This window comes from Zhongshania aquatica (assembly GCF_027257955.1).
Taxonomy (GTDB): domain Bacteria; phylum Pseudomonadota; class Gammaproteobacteria; order Pseudomonadales; family Spongiibacteraceae; genus Spongiibacter; species Spongiibacter aquatica.
Genome location: NZ_JANZNQ010000015.1, coordinates 52,920 through 76,234, shown reverse-complemented (window position 1 = coordinate 76,234; position 23,315 = coordinate 52,920). Strand labels below are relative to the sequence as shown.

Here is a 23,315-nt window from a genome sequence, read left to right as displayed (position 1 = left end):
GCACTATCACTAACTTATCTTAAAAGTTTAGCCTAAACCCTGATATTTAGCGCTGTTCCGCGCTGCGCGGCTACCGCCGCAGGCATCGCGACAGGTGCTAGTTGTTCTGCTGACGCTTGGGGTGTTTGCTGCGGGCTTGTGCCACTGCGCTTGACCTCAAAGGCTTTTGTCATACGCACCGCCATATTGACTATTTTTCCAGCATCGGCTGCTGACAAGTTCTGCGGAACACGCGGGCCGTTGGCACACCAAACTAAGGGCAGACGATGTTGGATTAAATTCGACATCGCGCCACCTAAGCGCATAGCCTCATCGATGCGAGTAAGTACGGCGCCCTGCGCATTGAGCGGCGCGTAGGCATCAATAATCTCACTTTGTACATAATTCTCGGAGTCTGCGGGCAAGGTGAGATAGACCTGAACACCCTGCATCGCCGATACAAGGCGCTGTAGTTCATTTATGCCGCTTTTATCGCGGAATGAGATGCCAGCAGTGTCGATCAGCACTAAATTATTTTTGCGCAGTAGACGATAGGTTTTCACTGCCTCGTCTTCGTCTGCAGCAACGTGAACTGGCACCTGCAAAATTCGGCCGTAGGCGCGCAATTGTTCCTGAGCACCAACCCGCGCTGTATCGGTTGTCAGTATTGCTATACCGGAGCGACCGTGGGTGAGCACATACTGCGCAGCGATTTTCGCAATGGTGGTGGTTTTACCCGCGCCCTGTGGGCCAACCAAACAAATGGCACCTGAACTCGGTGGCGTGTCTACGGTGAGCTTGTTGATCAATAACATTTTTAGCATTTCGCGCTGCAGCGACGGGGTCTCATCAGCGGGAATTTCTGCGCAAAGGCGTTTACCCAAGGCAGGATCAATATCCATCGCCGAGAGAAAAGCATTTAGCTCTTGATGCTCAGGGGCTTGGTGGCTGGCTTGCTGCCAGCTATGGCCCTTAAGCTGTTCCATTAACATTGATTTCATTGACGACAACTCTTGCTTCATCGTCAGCAATTCTTCGTTTTGTGACCACACCATTTGTGGCCCCTGTCCGCCGTTTGCTCTGTCATCAATCGCGCGCTGCTGGACAGGCGCTTCCTCAGGAAAGCTCTGCTGCTCCGCTTTTTTATTGCGGTTGAACAACGCATCTAACGCGGTCGGCTCGCGCTCTGTATTAAAACTACGCGTGGGCACAGGTGTTGGAATCTGAGCGGGCTTAATCGCTGGTGTTTGAAATGCTGGCGCCGACGTATCAACCATACCGTCTAAGCTCACTACCACCTCGACCCCACCCGCTATGCTGCGGCAGTCTAGAATGACGGCATCTGGCCCATGGGCTGCTCGAACCAATCTCATTGCCTGCTGAGTATCTGCGGCTTGATATTTTTTTACTTGCATAAGCTTCTCCCAGCACATCTCATTTTGATACAAAATGCAGTTTTAAATGTTGTCATCGATAGTCTCTCTTACGTTCACAACACCTTAACCAAGGCGCGCTTGCTGACCAATCGTTGACAGTAATCTTACTTGCTTGCTATCTGGTACTTCGTTGTACGACAACACTGCTAATCCCGGTACGCTACGTCGTGTAAAGCGTGACACCCAAGAACGGATAGACGGTGACACCAATACTACGGCGGGCTGACCCGCTAACTCTTGGCGATGACTATAATCCGCCAATTCATTCTGTAAACGTTCTGCAATGCCCGGCTCTAATCCGGCAGCACCCGCGTTGCCTCTAAGCATGTCCTGCAACAACTGTTCCAGATCTGGATCGAGAGCAGAAACAGGCAATTCTTCTTCTAAGCCATTGATTTCCTGAACAATCATTCGACCTAAAGCAACGCGAACACCCTCCAATAATTCGTCAGGATTCTTGCTACGCGGCGCTTGCTCCGCCAAACTTTCGGCGATCATACGAATACTGCGAATAGAAACCCCTTCCTTGAGTAGGTTTTGCAGAACCCGAACCACAATGCTAAGTGGCAATTGTTTCGGCACCACATTTTCGACCAGACGCGGGTCGGTTTTCGCGAGCCTGTCTAAGAGCTGCTGAACTTCTTCATGACCAAGTAACTCATGGGCATGTTGTTTGATGATTTGGCTTAAATGGGTGGCAATAACAGTACAGGGATCTACCACGGTATAGCCCATGGTTTGCGCTTGATCGCGTTGGCTAGAATCGATCCAAACCGCGTCCATTCCAAAGGCAGGATCTTTGGTCGCTGCGCCGCGCAAGGTACCTTGGGCGCCGCCGGGATTAATCGCCAATTCTTTGCCAGCTTGGATATCACCCTGCGCGATGGTGTCGCCCAGCAACTGAATGCGATAGCTGCTCGGCGACAATTCTAGGTTGTCGCGAATATGCACGGGCTGAATAAGAAAACCTAAATCCTTAGATAATTTTTTGCGAACGCCGGTAATTCTGGCGATAAGCTCACCGCCTTGATTACGGTCTACCAAGGGAATCAAACGATAGCCTACTTCTAGGCTCACCACATCCATTGGTGTCACTTCGTCCCAATTCAATTCGCTAGGTTCACGGGCGGCGGGCAATTCCTCAATGCTCTCGTCTTCATCAACAATTTCTTGGGCGTTCTTTTTCTGGTTTTGCATCCACCAGCCGCTGCCGCCACAGGCGCCGGCAAGCAGTAAGAAAACCAAATTAGGCATACCGGGAATGATACCAATTAAGCCCAATAGCATTGCGGACATATACAAAACATTGGGGTTGGCAAACATTTGGCTAACAATCTGCTTGCCCATATTTTGCGAGCGCGAAATACGCGTCACAATAATGGCCACAGCGGTTGATAACAGCAAAGACGGTAGCTGTGCTACCAACCCGTCACCAATCGTTAACAGGGTGTAGTTATGCATGGCTTGCGCAAAGCTCAAGCCGTGCTGGGTCATACCAACACCTAAACCGCCAATTACGTTGATAAACAAAATCATTATGCCGGCAACGGCGTCACCGCGAACAAACTTGCTAGCACCGTCCATGGAACCGTAGAAATCTGCCTCGGTGCGCACTTCTTCGCGACGGCGGCTGGCTTCTTCTTGATTTAACAAACCTGCGTTTAAATCTGAATCTATCGCCATTTGCTTGCCGGGCATAGCGTCTAGGGTGAAACGCGCGGTAACTTCAGAGACGCGTCCCGCGCCCTTGGTTACCACCACAAAGTTGATAACAACCAAAATTATGAAAACCACAATACCAACGACATAGTTGCCGCCGATAACAAACTCGCCAAAGGATTCAATAACCTTACCGGCGGCACCGGGGCCGCTGTGCCCCTCTAGTAATACAACACGAGTAGAGGCGACATTTAGGGCTAGGCGCAGCAAAGTCGCCAAAAGTAGAACAGTCGGGAACACTGAAAAGTCGATGGGACGGTCAACGTAGATAACCGCCAGAATAATGACCAGTGACAAAGTGATATTGAAGGTAAACAACAAATCCAGCAGGAACGGTGGCATGGGAATGACCAACATACCCAAGCACGCGACGAGTAGCAGCATAACGCCGATACCGCTATCCGCGGTCTTTTGTAGCCATCCCGGCATTGCAATCGATTGTGTTGCCATACTTAGTTCTCTTCGCGATAACTTTTAGTACTTTTTAAACGCATAGAGTTTGCGCCAAAAATTCGTCGTTATTGCTCTGAGTTGCAACAAGAGGGCCAACAATTGAGATAAATTAGCGTATCGAGATAGGGGTAAATACGGATAAGTTAAAAGATAAACTTAAAGCAGATTTTTTAGATATTCATCTGCAACATCTGGCTCTGGGGCATCTGGATAATCCCCGCCCATGGTTTCCCAGCTCCGCAATTGATAAACATAGGTGAGTATTTGCGCAACAGCCAAGTATAAGCCACCGGGGATTTCAGAATCGAGATCGGTTGTTGCGAATATCGCCCGTGCTAAACGCGGTGATTCAACAATGGGAATGTCATGCTCGTTGGCCAATTCTCTGATTTTCGCTGCGATATTGTCGGCACCCTTGGCAAGTAGCATAGGTGCCGCCATCCGCGCTTCGTCGTATTTGAGCGCAACCGCGAAATGGGTCGGGTTGGTAATAATAACGTCTGCAGTGGGGACTTTTTCCATCATGCGATTGTTCGCTGCCGCCTGCTGCATTTCACGCAGCTTAGCTTTTACTTCTGGTCTACCGTCTGATTCTTTGTGCTCGTCGCGCACTTCCTGACGAGTCATTTTAAGCTCTTTGTTAAAATTCCAAATCTGCCACGGCACATCAATCGCAGCGATCGCCACCAGCGGCAAACTTACTACAAAAAAGAACCACACCAGCATTGAGGCGCTGTTACCTATGGCATCTTTTGGAGATTGCATACCCAGGGCAAGAATATCGTCGGTCATGCCCGACAGCAGCCACACCGCCGCCACGCCGATAAACACCATTTTCATTATTGCCTTGCCCAATTCACCCAAACTGCGCAGGGAAAATACCTTGGCGATCCCTTTAATAGGGTCTAGGCGCTCCATCTTTACACTTAAGCTAAAAGTCCAGCCCCCTAAAATAGTGGATGACACGATGACTGCTACCAAGGCAATGGCCAATAGTGGCCAAATGGTCATCAGGCCCGTTACCAAGGTGGTGTAAAGTCGGGAGACAATCAGCGATTCATTTTCAACCAGCAGAAATTCCGACGACAAGCTATGAGCGAGTAGGTTTTTTAAGGCCATGGCCAGTTCGCCGCCGGTAAACACCAACATCGCAGCGCCACCCACGGTAACCATCATGGTGGTCAATTCTTTCGAGCGGGTTACTTGGCCTTTCTTTTTGGCATCGGCCAATTTCTTGGCCGATGCCTCTTCTGTGCGTTCCTGACCGTCCTCGTTCTCAGCCATTTATCAGGCTCCGAGAAACAGTTCGGCAGCAATAAATGCATTGCCCAACATCGACGTTAACAGGGGGAGTAAATTCGGGATTAAGCGTTCGATAACCAAAAACCCGATAAGCATGGCGATAGGAAAGCCGACGGCAAACAGGTTTAAAGTCGGTGCGGCTCGGCTTACGATACCAACAGCAAGCTGGACTACCAGTAGCGCGACAACAGCGGGAATAGCGACGCGAATGGCGCCGGTGAATAGCTCTGCCCCGCGCATCCACATAACACTTAGCTGATCTGCAGAAACTGTTTCACCAGCAATGGGCCAGTACTGAAAGCTCTTCGCCAACAACGCCAGAAAGTCGATATGACCATTCATGGCGACGAATAAAAGCATGGTAAAAATAAGCAAAAACTGCGACAACACTGGTACTTGAGCACCGCGCTGGGGATCAACCATCATGGCGAAGCCCAGGCCCATGCCCATAGCGATCATTTGACCAGCAAGAATAATGGCGTCGAACACCAACTGGATGATAAAACCCATGCAGATGCCGATGAGTAATTCATTAGCAGCAAGCAAGATGGCCTCGTAGCCAATTAAATTCATCACCGGCGGTGCGGGAAGCAGCGGTAAAATAACAACGGTAACAAAAACAGAAATAAGAATACGCACACGAGTAGGCACATAGGCTGCACCGAACAACGGCGCAGTTAGCATGGCGCCGCTAACCCGAACAAAGGGTAGCCACGCCGAGGCTAACAATACCGTGAGTTGATCTGCCGTAGGCGCGATCATTTACACGCTACCCAACCAAGCCAGGGATCATCATGAATAGCTCCCGGGTGTAATCTATCAATTGCCCCAGCATCCACGGGCCCATAATGCCCAGAACAACAATAAGAACAACCAGCTTAGGAATAAAGCTCAGGGTCATGTCTTGAATCTGTGTCGCCGCCTGAAACATACCAATAGCTAAACCGGCAGCCAAGGCCGACAGCAGTAGTGGTGCCGCCAAAAGGACAGTGACATTCATTGCCTGACGGCCAATTTCTATTACCGTGTCTGCATTCATTGTGCGACCTCATTAGGTGTGACGCCTGCCTTTGTTGCCCTTGTTGTTTTTATTGCGGTCGCGGTCGTCATTGATAGAAACTCGCTGCCAAGGAGCCCATAACCAAGCCCCAGCCGTCCACCAAGACAAACAACATTATTTTAAAAGGTAGCGATATCATCATTGGCGACAACATCATCATACCCATAGACATCAGCACACTGGCGACCACAAGGTCGATAACCACAAACGGAATAAAGAGCAAGAAGCCAATCTGAAACGCGGTCTTCAATTCGCTGGTAAGAAACGATGCCATCAAAATTGAAAACGGCACGTCTTCTGGTTTATCAAATTGCTGCATACCGGCAATTTCAGCAAAGCGACCAATATCCTCTTCCCGCGTTTGTCTAAGCATAAATTCGCGAAAGGGTTTAAAGCCTGTTTCCAAGGCGGTATCGAAGGTTATTTCTTCTGCTATATACGGTTTAATGGCATCGTTATACGCCACTTCCGCCACCGGATGCATAATAAAAAGAGTAAGGAAAAGTGACAGACTCAGCAGTATTTGATTAGACGGGGTTTGGCCCGTCCCCAACGCTTGGCGCAATATAGATAATACAATCATAATTCGTGTAAACGCGGTCATGCCAAGCAAAATAGCTGGCAGAAGCGTAAGCGCCGTCATCACCGCAAGCAATTGCAGTGATACAGTATATTCTTGACCACCCGCTGCGGTGGGCAGCGACGTTACCGCAGGCAGCGATAACGGTCCGGCGTTTGCTATCAAAGGTAAACCGCAAAGACAAAGTAAGGTTAATAACCGAGCCGCTCTCATTGCTGTTCACCTGTCTTTACAGCTGATTTTGTCGCGCCCGGCATGACTTGGCGTTTGGCAAGTAGCTTCGCGAAGGCCGACTCCGGTGGCTTGGCATTGACGTCATCAGCTGCAGATGCCCAGCTATGAAGGGTGTTGATAGATGCTGACGTGCAACCCAACAGTAACTTCTCGTCACCGACCTGCACGACTAATAATTTTTCTTTCATACTCAGTGGAATTTGCGATACCACCGTCACGCCGCCCTGTCCCGATGCCGACACCAAGCGCGTGCGGCGTAATAACCACATCAGGCCGACAATACAGACAATAACGAAGAGCATACTGCCAACCATACCCGACACGTCGTAGGATGGCCCTGCGGGTAAACTGGGCGACGCCGCCGGCTTGGGCGCCACCTCTTGGGCGTACACAGGCAGTGCCGCTAGACTTAGCAGCACACCAGAGACACCGCCTCGAATACACGCAGCTATGGTAGCCATTAGTGGCGCTCGCGCTCGTCTTGACCCACAACTTCGGTCAGCATGATGCCGTATTTTTCCTTCACCACGACAATCTCGCCGCGCGCCACTAAAGTGCCGTTAACCAGCACATCTAATGGCGTGCCTGCGGCGCGATCCAATTCAATAATCGCGCCTTGATTGAGTTCGCGAAGGTCGCGAATACTCATCTTTGTTCGGCCAACTTCAACGGCAACACTTACGTTGACGTCCATAATCATATCCAGACTCATATCCTTCGTCATGCGCCCGCTTCCTGTTTTTGCCGATGATGTTTGTGTTGCATTGTTATCACTCAAGATAGTTTTCTCTGCGTTAGCCGCTATGTTTTGCTGTGCGTTAGTATCGCCACTCGCTTGCTCATCATTCAGTTGATCCGTCATGATCGATCCTCAGTGCTGATGCCGATTTGATTCCGAGCGTCCGGTTAACCTAACGGCTAACTTTTCGTCGTTACTACCAAATCGACCATGCATGAATGGCGTGTCATCGATCATAAGTACAACATCCTCAGCGGATGGGATATCGATCACGTCGCCGACTTTGAGTAATGAAACTCGCTTTAAACTCATTCTGGTTTGCGCCAAAATCGCCACCAATTCAATAGGCGCAGTTTCTAAACCTTCACATAGGCGTTCACGCCATGCTGCACTCGATGCTTTACTGGCAGGCTTAGCTGGATCACTCAAACTGTCGCGCACCGCATCGATGGCACTCCAAGGAACAATCGACCAGAGGCCGCCGGTAAACTCGCCAACATTAACAATAAAGCGTGTCGCTACGAGTGAGTCCGCCTCGCCGATGCTATCTAACATGCGCGGATCGCTATACTGCGCCGCTATACTAGGCTCAGATTTCATTACCGATTTCCACGCCGTGCTCAAATCACCGAGTAGCGCATTGTTCAGCATTTCCATAAAACTGAATTCAGAGACCGAAAGCAGCTCGCGCTGACCTTTTTGAAGACTGCCGGAACCGCCGAAATAACGGTCTACCATTTGAAAAACCAGATCGGATTCAAAGGCCAGTAAAATGCTGGCATTCATTGGCAAACCGTGAATAACAGAAATACTGCAGGGTGCAGGCAAGGTATTGAGCATTTCGTCAAACTTCATCACAGTGATCTTATCGACACGCACGCCATCTACCGTTGAGACAAACTCACGCATACGGTCTCGAGTCGCGGTAGCGAATTGTGACTGGATAAGCGATAGCGCGGGAATGAGGCGCTGAATCGCGTAATCTTGTCTGGCTAAATTATATTTTTCGCGGCTAGGATCATTCTGATCTTCACCCGCCATCAGCGCTTCTAATTCTTCGGGATCGAGAATATCGCTCACAGTACTACCCTCACTGCACTACGAACTTGGTAAAGTAAACAGCTTCAACACCGCCCTTACCCGATTCAATTGTTAGTACCGAATTGATTGTCGCCAACGCTTCATTCTGAAGTGCCTGACGCTGTTCTGCCGTAGCAATTGACTCTCTATCTAATTTACTTAAAAGCATGAGTAAATCGTTGCGAATACGGGGTTCGTACTGTTCAACGCGGGAAAAGACATCGTCTTTGCGAGACATTAAATCGATTTCTACCATCAGGAATCGAATGCTGCGCTCGTTCTGCAAATTGACGACAAACGCTGGCGATAAACTAAAATACTCTGGCTCTTTTTTAGCGTTTGGTGCTGCGTCAGCAGGCTTGTCATCGGCTCCCACGGCAGCAACAGGCTCAGGCGCGGGCTCATGCATGAAAAACCAGGTTCCTCCCACTGCGGCAACTAACACCAATACTTGCACCGCAATCATAATAATTTTCTTATTCATACCTGTTCCCACTGTATTGAACGCCACAAAATCAGCACTTACTGAGGATTAGAGCAAAGCCTATGCCAATCAATATTTTTCTTAATTAACAACAACTTAAAATAAAAACACACTAATTCGACAAAAAATTGGCGATTTCCTTGCCGCGTTGCCCACTCTAACAACATAGAGATTGCCGGCCATTAGTAATAACCACAGCAAGAGTACGCGCAGATGTCCTGCGACTAAGGGAAAAAGAGAGAGGAAAAGTAAGAGAGCTAAGCTAATGAGTCACTTTTTACACAGGTACTGCTAGCAAACAAGCTGAGAACAACGTAATAAATTAAACACCGATATAAAAATGCGCGCAGTCCTAATAAAGGCCCCGCGCGCTATCAAGCGTAGTAATCTACACCGCTATTGTTGAGGCTTACCGTCGCACTATTGGCACCGATTAAAGAGCCTTCTTCGCCGACCAAGCCATTCTGCACGCTGCCATTTTGATCAGCCCCGTTGCGACCATTATTCGCCGCACCGGAGCGATCACCCGCCGATTGGCCAGCAAACTGTTGACCAGAATTAGCCGCAGCGCCGTCATTCAAACCGGGATTATGACTAACCTTAACGTCGTCGAGACGCAAACCTTGGCTTTCCATACCGCTGTGTAAACGCGGCATCATACGCTCCATTAGGTCTGAAGTATCTTTGTGCTGAGTCTGAATCTGAACAGAGGTGGTATCGCCCTGTACCGACAACTGAACATGAATACTACCCAGCTCCGCAGGGTGTAACTGCATCGTCGCCGTATGTACGCCATTACCAGCCATCCACGTCACTTTAGCCGACATAGCTTGCGCCCAGTTCGGATCGGTAAGCGCGTTCTGGCTGACCGTTAATGCGACAGGTGCACGGGCTGCACTACTGTCCGCTGAGCGCAACTGCGAGGTGGCGTTAAGTTCTAGACCTAGAGCAGAATCTGACACTGATTCAACAACCTGATTCGCCGCCTTCATAGCTTGTGCCGAACTAGCGGCTGCACTGAGCTGCATCGCTGAAGCAAAGCCAGTTGTTGGTTTGCTCAATTCACTTGCCGATGTTGTCGGCACGGTGGTGTTTAATTTATTGTCTAAAATAGTTGCTGCGTTTTTATCATTTTTAGCCAACAAACTGGTCGCTACATCGTCTTCACCATTAGCCGCACCAGAGTCGCTAGCAAGACTCATAGCGACGCTAGTTAAGGCGGGGGCAGAACTAGATTGCGAACCACCAGCATTGGCTAAATTTAATTGTCTGGACCAGTCAATTTGAGATTGTTGCCAGGTAACAAGCACCTCTCCCTCAGAGTTTTCATCCTGAAGAGTTAGCGCGTCTAAGCCCTCGGTATCGAAGGTTGATACCGGCAACTCTTGACCACTTTCCGGCACCATTTTTCCGCTAATACCAACATCCCACAAGGGATCAGAAAAAATATCTACGTCGGCACTGAGTTGTTCATTACTGGCAGTCGTCTCTGTGTCATCGCTTGTAATTTCACCACTTGACGATCTAGTTTGCGCACTACCATTTTGGGCGCCACTAAGTAGCTTATTAAATGGTGTATCGCCACCTACCGCTTTATTAGCGCCGCCCGGCGCAGGGCCTTTGACGCTATTACCATCTACTTTGGGTAAGGCTGAACTAATATTATTCTGCATGGTATGTAACCTGATTTTTACGCTTTTAAATTTAATATGCCATTGCAAATTAAATCTAATACGCCGCGTTAACAGCAAAAATGCGCTTATTTCTACTCGTCTTACCTAGTAATAGAGCAATGTCTATGCCATAGCGTTATTTTGCCGCATAGACCATACAAAACGTTGGCTGCTTAAGTCATCAGCAGAACGCTGTTCAGCCGCTTCGGCCTGACGCATCTCCTGATCAACATAGCGTTCGGTGAGTTTTTGCATACTCATCGCTTGGCGACGGCTATCCATCCAATGCTTGCGATCGGTATTCATAGTGACTTCTAAATTGCGAACGATATCGCGTTGTTGCGCGATTGCACCAGACAGCTTTGTCATAAATGCCCGGGTTTCCTGCAAGCGACTAATATCTAAAAACTCACCGCTCATCTTGCGACTGGAATCCATATATTCTTGATAATATTGTTTTAACTCAGCTAATTTCTTTTGCTGGATTTCGCACTTTTGCTGACTCTTAGCAAACTTGTCGGCCTGCTCGCGCTCATTGCGTTCCGCAAGACTGTTCACGGTTTTCATACGCTGCGATTTCTTCATGGTCAGACCTCTACCTACGTTACTGCAAAGTTTCTATCCGGCAAATATGTCGTTATTTTTCTATTCATCCAACAGTGCGGTTAACTGATCTAATGAACTGTCAAACCCTTCTGATTCATCGTAAGCCTGCTGTAAAAACTTGACCATTCTTGGCCATGCTGTCACCGCTTCATCAAGCCTTGCGTCGCTTCCACGCTGATAGGCACCTATCGTAATCAGATCCTTATTCTGCTGATACAGCGAATACATCTGTCGAAAATACCTAACCTGATCTTGGTGACTTTTGTCAGTGACATCGTTCATTGCCCGACTCACTGACCGTTCAATATCTATGGCCGGAAAATGACCGGCATCAGCAAGTGCGCGTGATAGAACAATATGCCCATCTAATATCGCTCTTGCAGAATCAACTATCGGATCATTCTGATCATCGCCCTCTGCAAGCACGGTATAAAACGCGGTAATAGACCCTCCGCCCGCCGCGCCATTACCAGCTCGTTCGACCAAAGCGGGTAAACGCGCAAACACCGACGGCGGATACCCTTTAGTCGCTGGCGGCTCACCTGTAGCTAGCGCAACCTCACGTTGAGCTTGAGCGAAACGGGTAAGAGAATCCATAAGTAGTAACACCTGCTTACCCTGGTCACGAAAGTGTTCAGCAATGGACGTTGCCAGCCACGCACCGCGCATACGCATCAAGGGTGGGTGATCTGCCGGAGTTGCAATCACCACGGCACGCTTCATATCTTCGGTGCCGAGAATACTGTCGATGAATTCTTTCACTTCTCGGCCACGCTCACCAATCAATGCCACGACGACAACATCTGCTTCGGTAAATCGTGTCATCATGCCTAACAGCACACTTTTACCAACGCCACTACCTGCAAACAGACCTAGGCGCTGGCCTCGTCCAACCGTTAACAGTGAATTGATTGAGCGCACTCCCACGTCTAGCGGTTCACGTATTGGCTGACGCAATAATGGATTGATTGGCACCCCAGAAATTGAACGCATCTGGGTACATTTCAGAGGCCCGCCGCCATCAAGCGGTCTTGCGGCACCGTCTAAAACACGACCAAGTAGACCGTCGCCAACGGGAAAATCTGACCCCTTCTCAATAGGGATCACCCGCGCATTTGGCATCACGCCACGCAATTCCCCTGTGGGCATCAATAAAATTTTGTCGGTGGCAAAACCCACCACTTCAGTCTCTAACCATTCACCGTCGGCAGCTTCAACTAAGCAATATCCGCCTACTGGTGCTTTACATCCCACCGCTTCCAACATCGTGCCGACCACTCGCTTGAGCTGACCCTCAACCACCGGACGGTCAGAACCGCTAAGTCGCTGGCGATACTGCGCGAATTTATCGGAGAGTTGGCCACGTGTTGTTAGTGTCATAAAAAAGTCCGTTGATGCCGCTGACTTAGATAGTTAATTTTATTGTCCGTCGGCATGTAGCATCGTCGACTGCTCACCCAACATTTCCAGCGAAATACGCTTTATGCGCGTTTCAAGCTCCTCATCAATACGGGAGTAATCATTGCTGATTCGACAACCACCACGGGTCACGGTGGGGTCTTCTAACAGTATCCATGAAGATTCAATGTCTTCTCCTCGCTCACTGGCAAGCTCACGTAAAATGTCTACATCGGCGGGATTAAGATAAATATTTAAATCCCCACTGGTAATGGGCAGCGCTTCTATTGCCTGATGAACAAGGTTTTCAATCAACTCAGGTCGCACACTAAGTTCGTGACGCAATAATTGACGCGACAGCGCCATGGTCATGGTAAATAATTCGCGCTCTAACTCGGTGTCTACCCACTGTTGCGGCTCACGCAGCGCCGCCATCGCCAACTGCAATTGCTGACTTTGCTCCGCTAAAATTCGCTTAGCTTCAGCGTGACCTTCTTCTAAACCTTGCTGGTAGCCTTGTTTTTTTGCTGTTTCACGCGCGACTTCTAGCTCATTTTCGATATCGTTCTTTGCGGGCGCGGAATTTTTAATAACGGTAGATCTTGAGCTTGCATCCGCTACCTGTGAAGGCTCCCAGCGCTGATAGTCACCAGACAGCGCCGGCTTTGTCTGGGCAGGTTGCGCGGCAGTCTCTTCGGCAGATACGATACGCGGGTTAAAAACTTGAAAAACATCTGCCATAAAAACACCTTATTTTTCTAGCGAAATCCGCATTACCACAGAAACATCATCACTCGTTTAACTACAAAGACCCTAAACGTAATCTTCACCACCGCGCCCCAAATCAATTTGCCCCGCGTCGGCTAATTTTTTGGCAACCGCAAGAATATCTTTTTGCGCCGCTTCTACATCGCTGAGTTTCATTGGGCCGCGAGACTCCATATCTTCGACCAACATTTCACGTGCGCGCTTGGACATATTGCCCAGAATTTTTTCGCGCACCTGTTCGTCAGCACCTTTTAGTGCCAAGGGCAGTACGTCTGAACCCACTTCTCTAAGCAATAGCTGGATGCCCTTGTCTGGAATATTAACGAGGTTGCCAAACACAAACATAAGGTCTTGAATACGATCAGATAGACTTTGATTTTCTTTAGCTACGGCCTCCAATATCCGAGATTCGGCATCGGGTGACAGGCCATTCATAATGCCTGCAACGGTCGCTGCTCCGTCTATTTTCCGATTTTTAAACGTGGCGGTAACCGACAATTTTTTCTTAAGCACAGTCTGTAGTTGGCGCATTGCAGACTGGGGAATGGTTTGCATATTGGCGATACGCATGACGATATCGTCCTGCTGCGCCGCTGGCATTTGTTTTAGTACCGCAACCGCTTGGGCTTGATCCATATGTGCCATGGTGATGGCAATGATCTGGGGGTGTTCGTCATGCATCATGTGAAGCAAGGCTTCTGGCTCTAGCCACCGCAGGGAACTCATTTCTTGGGTTTCTTCATCACCAAGTACACGATCCGCTAAGGTCGCCCCTTTTTGCTCACCCAAGGTTGAAGTAAATAATTTACGCACATAACCCTGCACACCCACCCCAAGCGAAGTTTCTTGATGCAATGCCACGCGGAAATCATCAACTACCGCTTCCGCCAAACGATTGTCGACACTGCGAATAGACGCCATTGCCGTACCGATACGTTCTACTTCATAGGGTTCAACAAATTTGAGCACCTTAGACGCTTGCTCTTCTCCGAGCATCAGTAAAAATAATGCGGCCTTTTCACTGCCACTGCCGCCCGAGTTTGTTGCCATTTCAGGATTTGCCATTTTCTTCTGCCACCCATTTCTTCATTACTTGAGCAACCCGTTGCGGATTTTCATCCACTACTGAGCGCACCTCGGTCATCTTGTCTTCAAAACCCATTTTTGCGGCCAATGGCGGTGCGCCAAGCGCAGCAATAGCAGGATGTAATACTTCGCCTCTTAGGCCGTCGTCACCCCTTTCCAGAGCGCGAGGTGAGGCCTTACTAGGGCCACTGATTTGCGCCTGCATTAGCGTGCGCATACCGGGGCGTAATATCGCGAAGATAATAAACAACACGCCGACACCAACTAGCGACTGCTTAACTAAGTTTGCGAACCATGGCTGTTCCCAAATGGCGGGCTCAGACATATCCATATCCACTTTTTCAACCGGTCTAAAATCCGCTGATACCACTGTGACGCGGTCACCACGTGCGGCATCAAAACCAATAGCATCGCGCACTAAAAGAGTAAGCTTTTCCAACTCTGCCGGTGACACTTCCACCGATTGGGTTTGGCCCTGATCGTCAAGCTGTTGGCGATTAGCGACCACCACCGCCACCGATAAGCGGCGCACCATGCCCGTGGGCGTAGATGAATGATTCAAAATACGTTCGATTTCATAGTTGCGCACAATGGAGCGATTACCAGTATCGCGCTCCTCTGCCTTTGCTGCACCGGTAGGCGGCTGATTGCTAAGAGCGCCGGGAATACCGCTGGCGGTCGCATTTACGTCGCCGTTTGTCTGTTCATTGATTTGTTCGCTGCGCACCACTTTACTTTCTGGTGTCCAGCTTTCACGACTCTCTTCATTACTAGAAAAATCGATATCTGCAGCAACTTTGACTCGGACCTGACCCGCATCTGCCAGTGGCCCCAATAACTCTTCAATGTTTTCTTGGTAGGCATTTTCAATACGCTGACGATAAGTAAACTGACGCGAACTCAGTCCTAAGTCGTCTTTTTCGCCTTGATAGGACAATTGCTGACCTTGTTGGTCTACCACAGTTACCTGTTCTGGTGATAAGCCGGTGATGCTAGATGCCACCAAATTTACAATAGCGCCCACATTTTGCTTGTCGATGACACTGCCAGGAAATACATCCAACATAATGGACGCACTGGCGGCTTTGCGGTCACGCACAAACACCGATTGTTTGGGGATGGCTAAATGTACGCGTGCCTTGCGCACCTGATGCATGCTTTCAATAGTACGAGCAAGTTCCTGCTCTAGGGCGTAGTGGAATTTCTTAGACTGCATAAACTCACTAACGCCAAATCCTTGTTCCTGCTCTAGCATGGCCATACCCGATCCATCTCGCATTACACCCTGACCCGCCAACTTAATACGCGCGTCATGTAACTGCTCTGAAGGAACCATAATAGAGCCGGTGTTATCCTGAATTTTATAAGGGATACCCGCAGCAGTTAGTGCATCTACTACGCCAGCGGCGCGCTGAGGCTCCACGTTGGCGTACAAAGTGCGGTAGTCACTGCCTTGTGACCACATAACCGCCGCTACGCCAACCGCCACACTGGCCGCAATACCGACCAAAATAAGGAGTTGACGAAGAACATCGTTACCGGCCATTTGGGCCAATAAATTTGCGGTTGGGGTTGCTTTAGTTTCAGCCATGATGATTCTCCACCGTCGCTCTTACGCTGATCGCCGCCATTACATCGACATCCTCATCACTTCTTGATAGGCATCTACAAACTTATTACGCACTTCTACCATCGCTTTAAAGCTGACTTCTGACTTCTGCAAATTCACCATCACCTGAGTTAAGCTGACGTTTTCATCGCCACGCTCAAATGCTGCTGACATAGCACCGGCACTCTTCTGGGTTTCATTAACGGCATCAATAGATTGCTTAAGCATAGACCCAAAATCGACCTTTTCCGTCGGGTTAACGTTAATAGCACCAAGACTGTTTGGGTTTGCTTCCGGCCGCGCAATACTCGTCTGGTCCCGGAGAGAGCGAATCTGGGTGAGAATCTGGTTTACATTCATACTGTCAGACATCTCGAGTCTCCTTAACCGGTGATGTAGCTTTGCTCACGCAGGCGCGCGAGTTTGTAACGTAGAGTACGCGGGCTTATTCCTAAAATTTCTGCTGCTTCTTTTTTAGAGCGACCAACTTTAAGCGCATCGGTGATAACACGACGCTCCTGGTCTCGCATAAAGCCATCTAGTACACCGCAGCTATCATTGGATTGCTCGTCATCACCAGCGTCTGTCACAGACGTGGTATTGAAACGCTCTTCAAAATCGCTGACGAAACTAAGACCGGTTTCAAACTGAATATCCCGCTCAGTTATCTCGTCTTGTTGACGAAGAATCATGGCCCGCTGAATCACATTGTCCAACTCGCGAACATTCCCCGGCCATGCGTAACCAATAAGTGCATTAGCAGCACCATCACTTAACATTGCCGCAGGATCGCGCACGCTGCTATCGCGACTTAAGAAATATTGCGCCAAGGGCAAAATATCGCCACGACGCTCTGCCAAGCTAGGTATCAGCAGGGGGAAAACATTCAGTCGGTAAAATAAGTCTTCGCGAAACTCGCCCTCACGGACCGCCGCACGAACATCCTTGTTACTCGTTGCAATCACGCGCACATCTAGCTTGAGGGTTTTACGACTTCCTAAGCGCTCTAATTCCCGCTCCTGCAATACCCGCAGCAGTTTTGCCTGCAGGCCGAGATCCATCTCAGAAATTTCGTCTAGTAAAAGCGTACCGCCTTGGGCCTGTTCAAATTTACCGGCGTGACTGTTGATGGCGCCGGTAAACGCGCCTTTCTCATAGCCAAACAGCATAGCCTCAAGCATGTTCTCTGGAATTGCCGCGCAGTTTAATGCAATAAATGGCCCGTCACTGCGGCGTGAATGACTGTGAATAAAACGCGCATAGACTTCTTTACCAGCGCCACTCTGACCACTAATCAGTACCGTTGCATCAGTCATCGCCACACGGGCGGCCAAAGCCTTGACTGACTTAGATGCTTTATCTGCCACAATTAAATCAGCCATATTAACGACCTCCCTCTGTTGCAGGATTTAACGATGCGACGCTTTTGGCAATGAGTAGCTCCGTCGCCAAACGTTTGGCTGCGTATACTATTTCCTGACGACAAAGATCTAAGCAATGTTGCTCTGCAAAGCTATTTGCGAAGCTGAAGCTATTTTTGTTGTTCTTATCTTTGGTCATCGCCGTAGACTCGTATAAGTTACCTACAGTCGATAAAGCAATCGCCATGCCACTAATTTATCTCCATTTAAAACAATGACTTATGATTATATTTAATAAAACCGACAGTTTTTTGGCGAGTATTTTTTGGCGCTAATTTTAAATATAAAAATAAAATACGAGGCGAAAAAAAAGCGCCATCGAAGCGCTTTATTCAGTGGAATAAAAAATAACGTAAAAAGCTATATTTGAATGTTAGGTCACTAAAAAGATCTGCAATTGCTATGTCTAAACTTCACCCATTTTTTTCATCTTCTCTGCCAGCGTTGTACGCTGCAGACCAAGTAATTGCGCCGCACGGGTTATTACACCGTTTTCTTTACGCAGTGCTTCAGAGATAAACCACTGCTCGATGTCTTGTAAATAGGACTTCAAATCAATCCCTTCCACTGGTAGCGGCGGCCTGCCATTTGAAGATGCTACCGAGAAGGCAATATCGTTGTCGTCATCTACAGGGCGGGCAAGTAAGGTATTCATTAAGGCATCTTGGTCGTCGCGCTCATATTCAGCCTCTACATCAAGCTCCACCATGCCCATAATACGAAACTGCTTTGGCAAGTCATTAACACTTACCAATTTCCCACTATGAGTAATGGCTAGACGCTCCATCAAATTCTCAAGTTCACGTATATTGCCGGGCCAGCCGTAAACCTTTAGCGCACGCATCGCACTGGCGGAAAAACGTGGTGTACGCATTCCTTTGGCTTCAAGCTTTTCCATGAACAAGGCCATCAAGGTAGCTACATCTTCGGTATGCTCGCGCAACGCCGGCACCTCGATTGGAAAAACATCTAGGCGATAAAACAAATCCTGTCTAAAGCTACCGTCTTCTACCATGTCCTCAAGATTGCGGTGAGTTGCCGCCAAGATACGCACATTGCAACGCTTGGTCTCGTTGCTGCCGACACGTTCAAAGCAACGCTCTTGCAATACGCGAAGTAATTTAACTTGCATTGGAAGGCTCATATCACCGATTTCATCAAGAAACAGCGTACCGCCTTCGGCGAGTTCAAAACGACCTTGACGTGTTGCTATCGCGCCGGTAAATGCGCCTTTCTCGTGACCAAACAATTCGCTTTCTAAAAGATCAGCCGGGATCGCGCCACAGTTAACAGGAATAAAGGCTTTTCCGGCACGCGGCGACGCTTCATGTATGCGTCGCGCTACAACTTCTTTGCCACTGCCAGATTCGCCGCGGATAAGAACCAAGGTGTCAAATGTCGATACCTGAGCAATCAGCTCATCAAGATCGCGCATTGCTTTTGACTCCATTGTCTTATTGGCAATTAGATCGTAGCCGTCTGAAATCAGTTTTTTATTCTGTTGCATTGAATGTTCACTCGTTCAATGAATGTAGCGCACAACAAGAACCAAAGCCAAAATCTTATTGTTGTGAAGGCTGTATTAACAATGCGCTGATAAGGCTACATCGTCTATGGGGCTATTGTGCAGAAAATCAGGTAGGCGCGTGAATACGTGGATGTCCTAGGTTTTATAAGGTGACATCTGTAATTTTATGAACTAGCGGCCCGAACGTCCGCTAGCAGGCTAGTTCGAACTATTACTTAAATAGCGGTCAACATTACGAATGTTGCGGCAGGACTGGTTGGCTTCCTGAGACAAGGTGCCACGTTGGCGATAGAGCATGTCGCTCACAATGCGATCGACCGCAAGTATGCCTTCTATTGCCTCTGCCACTTCACTGCTCTCAGCAGGACTACAGGGCGTCGCGAAGAAATCGTCCATCATAAGGCGACGCCTGCGCTGCTCACCAAGAGCTTCAACCCATTCATTGTTCTCTGCCAATTCACGGATGTGCTCGGTTAACGCCATAATCGCCTGTAAGCTGCGCTGACGAGTCGTTAATGATCTAGCGATGTTTTCAATATTATTCATTATTCACCTTGGAAGCTGCCCCGCCCGCAACCTGCGCGCCGCGGACAGAGCAAAGCCAAACACCCAGTAAAAACACATTAAACCGTTAGCGATGCCAATCCTTCGCCTAAGGCCTCACCATTTTGTAAACCGTCTGGAATAGCATCCCAGGCTTCTTTTAACTCTCTTAACAGCGATGAGACCTCATCCAAACCCTTTACATCGTTATTGATATTAGCGAGTAAGAGTTGGCGATTCATATAATCATAGAGGTTTTCTAGGTTATCACTCATCCTTGCATCAATACCGTGATCTAAGCTCATTCGCAAGCCGTCAATTATCGACATAGTACGATTTACAGCATTAATTTTTTGAGGCACTTCGTGACGCTGCATATGACCTTTGGCAATGGCAAGACGATCTAGTGCACCATCCATCAATAGCTGAATTAGTCGGTGTGGGCTAGCTGCTGACACTCTAGATTGAGCCCCTACTGCCGCATAAGCTTGGGTTGCTCTACCTGCTGAATAGCTCATATTCTTTCCTCTTGATAAGCCTCGTTGCTTACTCTAATTGACGACTTATCCATGGTTTTCTTTAGAACTTTGTTAACGTACTTATACCTATATAGAAGCTCTATTTACCATTTTTAAACACAGTACCCGGCAAATTCGCCAGTTGCTGAGTCAGAAAGTCACCGGTGGAATTAAGTTGACCTAGCAGGCTGTCTAGCGCGCTGAATTGCGCCTGATAACGAGCTTCGATCCCGACAATACGCGCGTCCAAAGCCTCGCGTTGTTCCGAGATACGTTTAACTTGGCTATTGAGCCCATCGGTGCGATTAGACAAAATTCCACCGCTTGCCGTGATGTTACCAATTAAGCTATCGAGACGAACCGCATAACCTGATTCACTTGAAAAAACACCGCTTAATTTATCGAAATCAGAATTCATCACTTCAGCGAACTGGGTCGTGTCGATTTCGAGTTTATTTTTGTCGCCGGTGGTTATACCCAGCTCAGCTAAGGAATCAAGCTCCGAGTCTAAACCGCTGGTAATGGTTCCCATTTCACGACGCAGCTGATTTGCAACGCTACGGGTCGCCGAATCCCCCTGCAACAAGCCAGCAGTTTTCGCTTCGGGGTCGTAAGCTGTGAGATCGTTTATCGTGGTCATCAATGTATTGTAGTTATTAACGAAGCCTTCTATCGCAGACTTGACAGATTTTGTGTCCACCTGAACTTTAAGGCTGAAGCTTTCGCCCGGTAGCGCCTTTTTAAGATCCAAGGTGACGCCTTCAATCATGCCGTCAATCTTTGTATTGGCACTCGTCTGGGTAAAACCGTCTACGTTAACAATCGAGTCCAAGGCCTCAGCCTTCTCAACCATCGAGCTAACCTGAACGCCTAAACTTGTATCGTAGACGAGCTGGCTCAAATCGCCACTTGCGCCATTGGTAACGGCGATATTAATGGCATTTTCGACACCGGTTTTAGTGGCCGAAAACACCAGATGCGCGCCGTCTTGATCATTAATAATTGACGCGGAGACCCCGCTATTATCTGAGGCAGAATTCACCGCATCGCGGATTTCAGCCAAACTATCGGCACCCTCTTCTATGGCAACTGAAAAGGACTCACCGTTAACAGTAAAATTCAACTCGCCACTACCAACACTGGTATCACTGTCAGTATAGGCCTGTGAGGCAATTTTATGACTAGCTGCTAATTGTTCTACCTTGACGGAATAAGTACCTGGCGCCGCGGATGAAGTGGTCGTCGCGGAAAAAACTGTAGGATCAGATACCGTCGCTCCACGCTTAGTAAAACTCTCTGGATTCTTTAGCGTACTAAGACTGGACTGGAAATTAGTCAAGGCGGATTTTAGCGAACCGAACGCGGACAAGCGCGCTTGGATCAGGGATTCTTTAGAGTTCAGTCGATTTTCTGTAGGCGCGCGCTCTGCGGAAACCAGTTGCGAGACGATACCACTGATATCGAGTCCCGATCCAATTCCCGACGCTGTAATTGAAGCCATGATATCTCCCGACTCGTATTGCAATCGTAGAAAACGATTTAAATATGTCGCCTTATTGTGCGTTTATTACTACTGTTATGGCATTCGTAATAGTACGAACCGCCGATTGTAAGCTGCCCATTCGAATAACAATGCAGTTATCACGCCAATCAAGCTTGATCTTCTATTAGCGTGCCGGTTCCCTCAATAAAAGTGCGCGCAATATTCAGCAGTTCTTCTGGCGGAATCTGACGAATAACTTCACCTGACTCGGCATGAATGACCTTGAGAATGGTGCGACCGGTATCCTCATCTATAGAGAACTCTAAGTCGCGCTCGCGATCCTTTAAAATCTCATTCAGCTTCTCTACCGCTTGTTCCGTTCGCTCAATATTGCTTGACGAGCCAAACTCGGCAACTAGAGCGACAGCCAAGCGGCTCAATTCTGAGGGCTTAGCGCTATCGGCGTCTGGGGACTTAGGGGCAGGTTTAAGTGATGAAGCGGGCAGATTTGCCCCCTTTGCTTGGTCTTGCGGCAAAGTCTTGCCGCCAGCACTCACTATCGCTTGATCTGGACGTACCACATTCTGCGCAGCTGGTCTGAGGTTTGCCGATACTGTCTGTACGACAGGCCGCTCTGACACACGCTCCACAGGTTTGTGGTAGTTCGCCGCTGATTGTATATTTAGACTTGTATCCATAATGTAACCTATTCACCCTTTCAAACAGTTATTCAAGAAACACGAATAGGGCCGAATGGCCCTTAAGTCTCTCTTTAACTCCCTTTCCGGACCGAAAATTCCCGCGCTACTATTAGCGCGGGAACTCCTCGGGTTTAGCTTACTGCAGCAGACTTAAGGCAGCCTGTGGAAGCGCATTTGCCTGAGCAAGGATGGCGGTACCAGCCTGCTGTAGGATCTGCGCTTTAGTCAGGTTTGCGGTTTCCGCAGCAAAGTCAGCATCTAGAATCCGACCACGTGATGCAGACAGGTTCTCAGAGATCGTTTGCAAGTTAGTGATAGTGGATTCAAAGCGGTTTTGGACCGCACCGAACTCGCTACGTAGGTTACTTACTGAACTCAGAGCCGAGTCGATCCGTTGAATCGTGTCGTTTGAGTTAGCGACTGAAGATACCGATACCGAAGACAAGGTAGTTGTGTCTTTTGCAACCGTACCGTCAGCTATACCGATGGTAGTGCCACCGACAACTGCGATAGTGTCAGAAGATGACAGCGTTACAGACCCGTAGCTGGTGTTATCACCAACACCACCAACAACCGTGGTTTCGTCAAGGGCAATCTCGCGGCCATCTGCTGCAGTGAACACAACATCAGTGCCCGATACACTCGCCGTCACACCGGTTTCAACCGATTTTTGGTTTACAGTGTTCACGAAGGCATCAATATCGATTGCTGTTGAAGCATCAGTACCTGCGTCGTAGACATCCACACCGTTAATGGTTAGTGCGTAAGTGTCTGTCGCAGAACCACCAATATCAGTGAAGGCCAGGGTGCTCTCGTTAGTCGCTGTCGCGCTCAAGCCAAACACACCGGCTGAGTTGATCGCGTCTGCTTTAGAGTAGGCACTTGCTGCAGTTTGACCTGCACCGTTACCTGCTA

Annotated in this window: 25 protein-coding genes; all 25 read right to left on the bottom strand. The window is 48.8% G+C overall.

Translation table 11 applies throughout. The features are described 5' to 3' along the window. Nucleotides 1–32 precede the first annotated feature (32 nt). The 25 genes from flhF to O9X78_RS21030 all read right to left on the bottom strand — a co-directional run bounded on the left by flhF (nt 33) and on the right by O9X78_RS21030 (nt 23,022). Nucleotides 33–1,394 (bottom strand): flagellar biosynthesis GTPase FlhF, encoded by a 1,362-nt coding sequence (flhF, locus tag O9X78_RS14830; RefSeq protein WP_269620498.1) that lies wholly within the window; start codon nt 1,392–1,394, stop codon nt 33–35. A gap of 84 nt (nt 1,395–1,478) precedes the next feature. Then, nucleotides 1,479–3,584 (bottom strand): flagellar biosynthesis protein FlhA, encoded by a 2,106-nt coding sequence (gene flhA / locus O9X78_RS14825; protein ID WP_269620497.1) that lies wholly within the window; start codon nt 3,582–3,584, stop codon nt 1,479–1,481. Nucleotides 3,585–3,743: 159 nt separating this feature from the next. Further along, the gene (flhB, locus tag O9X78_RS14820) at nt 3,744–4,871 is read right to left on the bottom strand and encodes a flagellar biosynthesis protein FlhB (protein WP_269620496.1); all 1,128 of its coding nucleotides are present in this window, start codon (nt 4,869–4,871) and stop codon (nt 3,744–3,746) included. A gap of 3 nt (nt 4,872–4,874) precedes the next feature. Beyond that, on the bottom strand, nt 4,875–5,651 hold the full coding sequence (gene fliR / locus O9X78_RS14815; RefSeq protein ID WP_269620495.1) for a flagellar biosynthetic protein FliR: 777 nt from the start codon (nt 5,649–5,651) through the stop codon (nt 4,875–4,877). Between the two features lie 7 nt (nt 5,652–5,658). Then, nucleotides 5,659–5,928, bottom strand: coding sequence for a flagellar biosynthesis protein FliQ (gene fliQ / locus O9X78_RS14810; RefSeq protein WP_269620494.1), 270 nt, complete (start codon nt 5,926–5,928; stop codon nt 5,659–5,661). Between the two features lie 67 nt (nt 5,929–5,995). Continuing rightward, nucleotides 5,996–6,742, bottom strand: coding sequence for a flagellar type III secretion system pore protein FliP (gene fliP / locus O9X78_RS14805; protein WP_269620493.1), 747 nt, complete (start codon nt 6,740–6,742; stop codon nt 5,996–5,998). Beyond that, on the bottom strand, nt 6,739–7,224 hold the full coding sequence (fliO, locus tag O9X78_RS14800) for a flagellar biosynthetic protein FliO (RefSeq protein ID WP_269620492.1): 486 nt from the start codon (nt 7,222–7,224) through the stop codon (nt 6,739–6,741). Before fliO ends, fliP begins: the two co-directional genes overlap by 4 nt. Continuing rightward, nucleotides 7,224–7,625 carry a flagellar motor switch protein FliN gene (fliN, locus tag O9X78_RS14795; protein ID WP_269620491.1) on the bottom strand — a complete coding sequence of 134 codons (402 nt, stop codon included), beginning with the start codon at nt 7,623–7,625 and terminating at the stop codon, nt 7,224–7,226. The genes fliO and fliN overlap by 1 nt, the downstream gene beginning before the upstream one ends. 9 nt (nt 7,626–7,634) lie before the next feature. Then, nucleotides 7,635–8,582, bottom strand: a complete 948-nt coding sequence (locus tag O9X78_RS14790; RefSeq protein ID WP_269620490.1) for a flagellar motor switch protein FliM — start codon at nt 8,580–8,582, stop codon at nt 7,635–7,637. 10 nt (nt 8,583–8,592) lie between these two features. Further along, entirely contained in the window at nt 8,593–9,066 is a 474-nt protein-coding gene (locus O9X78_RS14785; protein ID WP_269620488.1) for a flagellar basal body-associated FliL family protein, read from the bottom strand. 374 nt (nt 9,067–9,440) lie between these two features. After that, nucleotides 9,441–10,739 carry a flagellar hook-length control protein FliK gene (locus tag O9X78_RS14780; RefSeq protein ID WP_269620487.1) on the bottom strand — a complete coding sequence of 433 codons (1,299 nt, stop codon included), beginning with the start codon at nt 10,737–10,739 and terminating at the stop codon, nt 9,441–9,443. 123 nt (nt 10,740–10,862) lie between these two features. After that, nucleotides 10,863–11,324 carry a flagellar export protein FliJ gene (fliJ, locus tag O9X78_RS14775; RefSeq protein WP_269620484.1) on the bottom strand — a complete coding sequence of 154 codons (462 nt, stop codon included), beginning with the start codon at nt 11,322–11,324 and terminating at the stop codon, nt 10,863–10,865. A gap of 60 nt (nt 11,325–11,384) precedes the next feature. Beyond that, a complete protein-coding gene (gene fliI, locus O9X78_RS14770; protein WP_269620482.1) occupies nt 11,385–12,725 on the bottom strand; it encodes a flagellar protein export ATPase FliI in 1,341 nt (446 codons plus the stop codon). Between the two features lie 39 nt (nt 12,726–12,764). Then, on the bottom strand, nt 12,765–13,484 hold the full coding sequence (locus O9X78_RS14765) for a FliH/SctL family protein (protein ID WP_269620481.1): 720 nt from the start codon (nt 13,482–13,484) through the stop codon (nt 12,765–12,767). Nucleotides 13,485–13,556: 72 nt separating this feature from the next. Continuing rightward, a complete protein-coding gene (gene fliG / locus O9X78_RS14760; RefSeq protein WP_269620480.1) occupies nt 13,557–14,576 on the bottom strand; it encodes a flagellar motor switch protein FliG in 1,020 nt (339 codons plus the stop codon). Then, nucleotides 14,563–16,188, bottom strand: a complete 1,626-nt coding sequence (fliF, locus tag O9X78_RS14755; RefSeq protein WP_269620479.1) for a flagellar basal-body MS-ring/collar protein FliF — start codon at nt 16,186–16,188, stop codon at nt 14,563–14,565. Before fliF ends, fliG begins: the two co-directional genes overlap by 14 nt. Before the next feature lie 39 nt (nt 16,189–16,227). Then, complete coding sequence (gene fliE / locus O9X78_RS14750; protein WP_269620478.1) at nt 16,228–16,578, bottom strand: flagellar hook-basal body complex protein FliE; 351 nt, start codon at nt 16,576–16,578, stop codon at nt 16,228–16,230. Nucleotides 16,579–16,589: 11 nt separating this feature from the next. After that, a complete protein-coding gene (locus O9X78_RS14745; protein WP_269620477.1) occupies nt 16,590–17,588 on the bottom strand; it encodes a sigma-54 interaction domain-containing protein in 999 nt (332 codons plus the stop codon). A gap of 1 nt (nt 17,589) precedes the next feature. Continuing rightward, complete coding sequence (locus O9X78_RS14740) at nt 17,590–17,814, bottom strand: hypothetical protein (protein ID WP_269620476.1); 225 nt, start codon at nt 17,812–17,814, stop codon at nt 17,590–17,592. A 219-nt stretch (nt 17,815–18,033) separates the two neighbouring features. Further along, complete coding sequence (locus O9X78_RS14735; RefSeq protein ID WP_269620475.1) at nt 18,034–19,134, bottom strand: sigma-54 interaction domain-containing protein; 1,101 nt, start codon at nt 19,132–19,134, stop codon at nt 18,034–18,036. Between the two features lie 219 nt (nt 19,135–19,353). Then, on the bottom strand, nt 19,354–19,701 hold the full coding sequence (gene fliT, locus O9X78_RS14730; RefSeq protein ID WP_269620474.1) for a flagellar protein FliT: 348 nt from the start codon (nt 19,699–19,701) through the stop codon (nt 19,354–19,356). 77 nt (nt 19,702–19,778) lie between these two features. Next, a complete protein-coding gene (gene fliS / locus O9X78_RS14725; RefSeq protein WP_269620473.1) occupies nt 19,779–20,216 on the bottom strand; it encodes a flagellar export chaperone FliS in 438 nt (145 codons plus the stop codon). Nucleotides 20,217–20,316: 100 nt separating this feature from the next. Further along, a complete protein-coding gene (fliD, locus tag O9X78_RS14720) occupies nt 20,317–21,717 on the bottom strand; it encodes a flagellar filament capping protein FliD (protein WP_269620472.1) in 1,401 nt (466 codons plus the stop codon). A gap of 149 nt (nt 21,718–21,866) precedes the next feature. Continuing rightward, the gene (locus O9X78_RS14715) at nt 21,867–22,397 is read right to left on the bottom strand and encodes a flagellar protein FlaG (RefSeq protein WP_269620471.1); all 531 of its coding nucleotides are present in this window, start codon (nt 22,395–22,397) and stop codon (nt 21,867–21,869) included. Between the two features lie 139 nt (nt 22,398–22,536). Beyond that, a complete protein-coding gene (locus O9X78_RS21030) occupies nt 22,537–23,022 on the bottom strand; it encodes a flagellin (RefSeq protein ID WP_435056062.1) in 486 nt (161 codons plus the stop codon). Between the last annotated feature and the right edge of the window lie 293 nt (nt 23,023–23,315).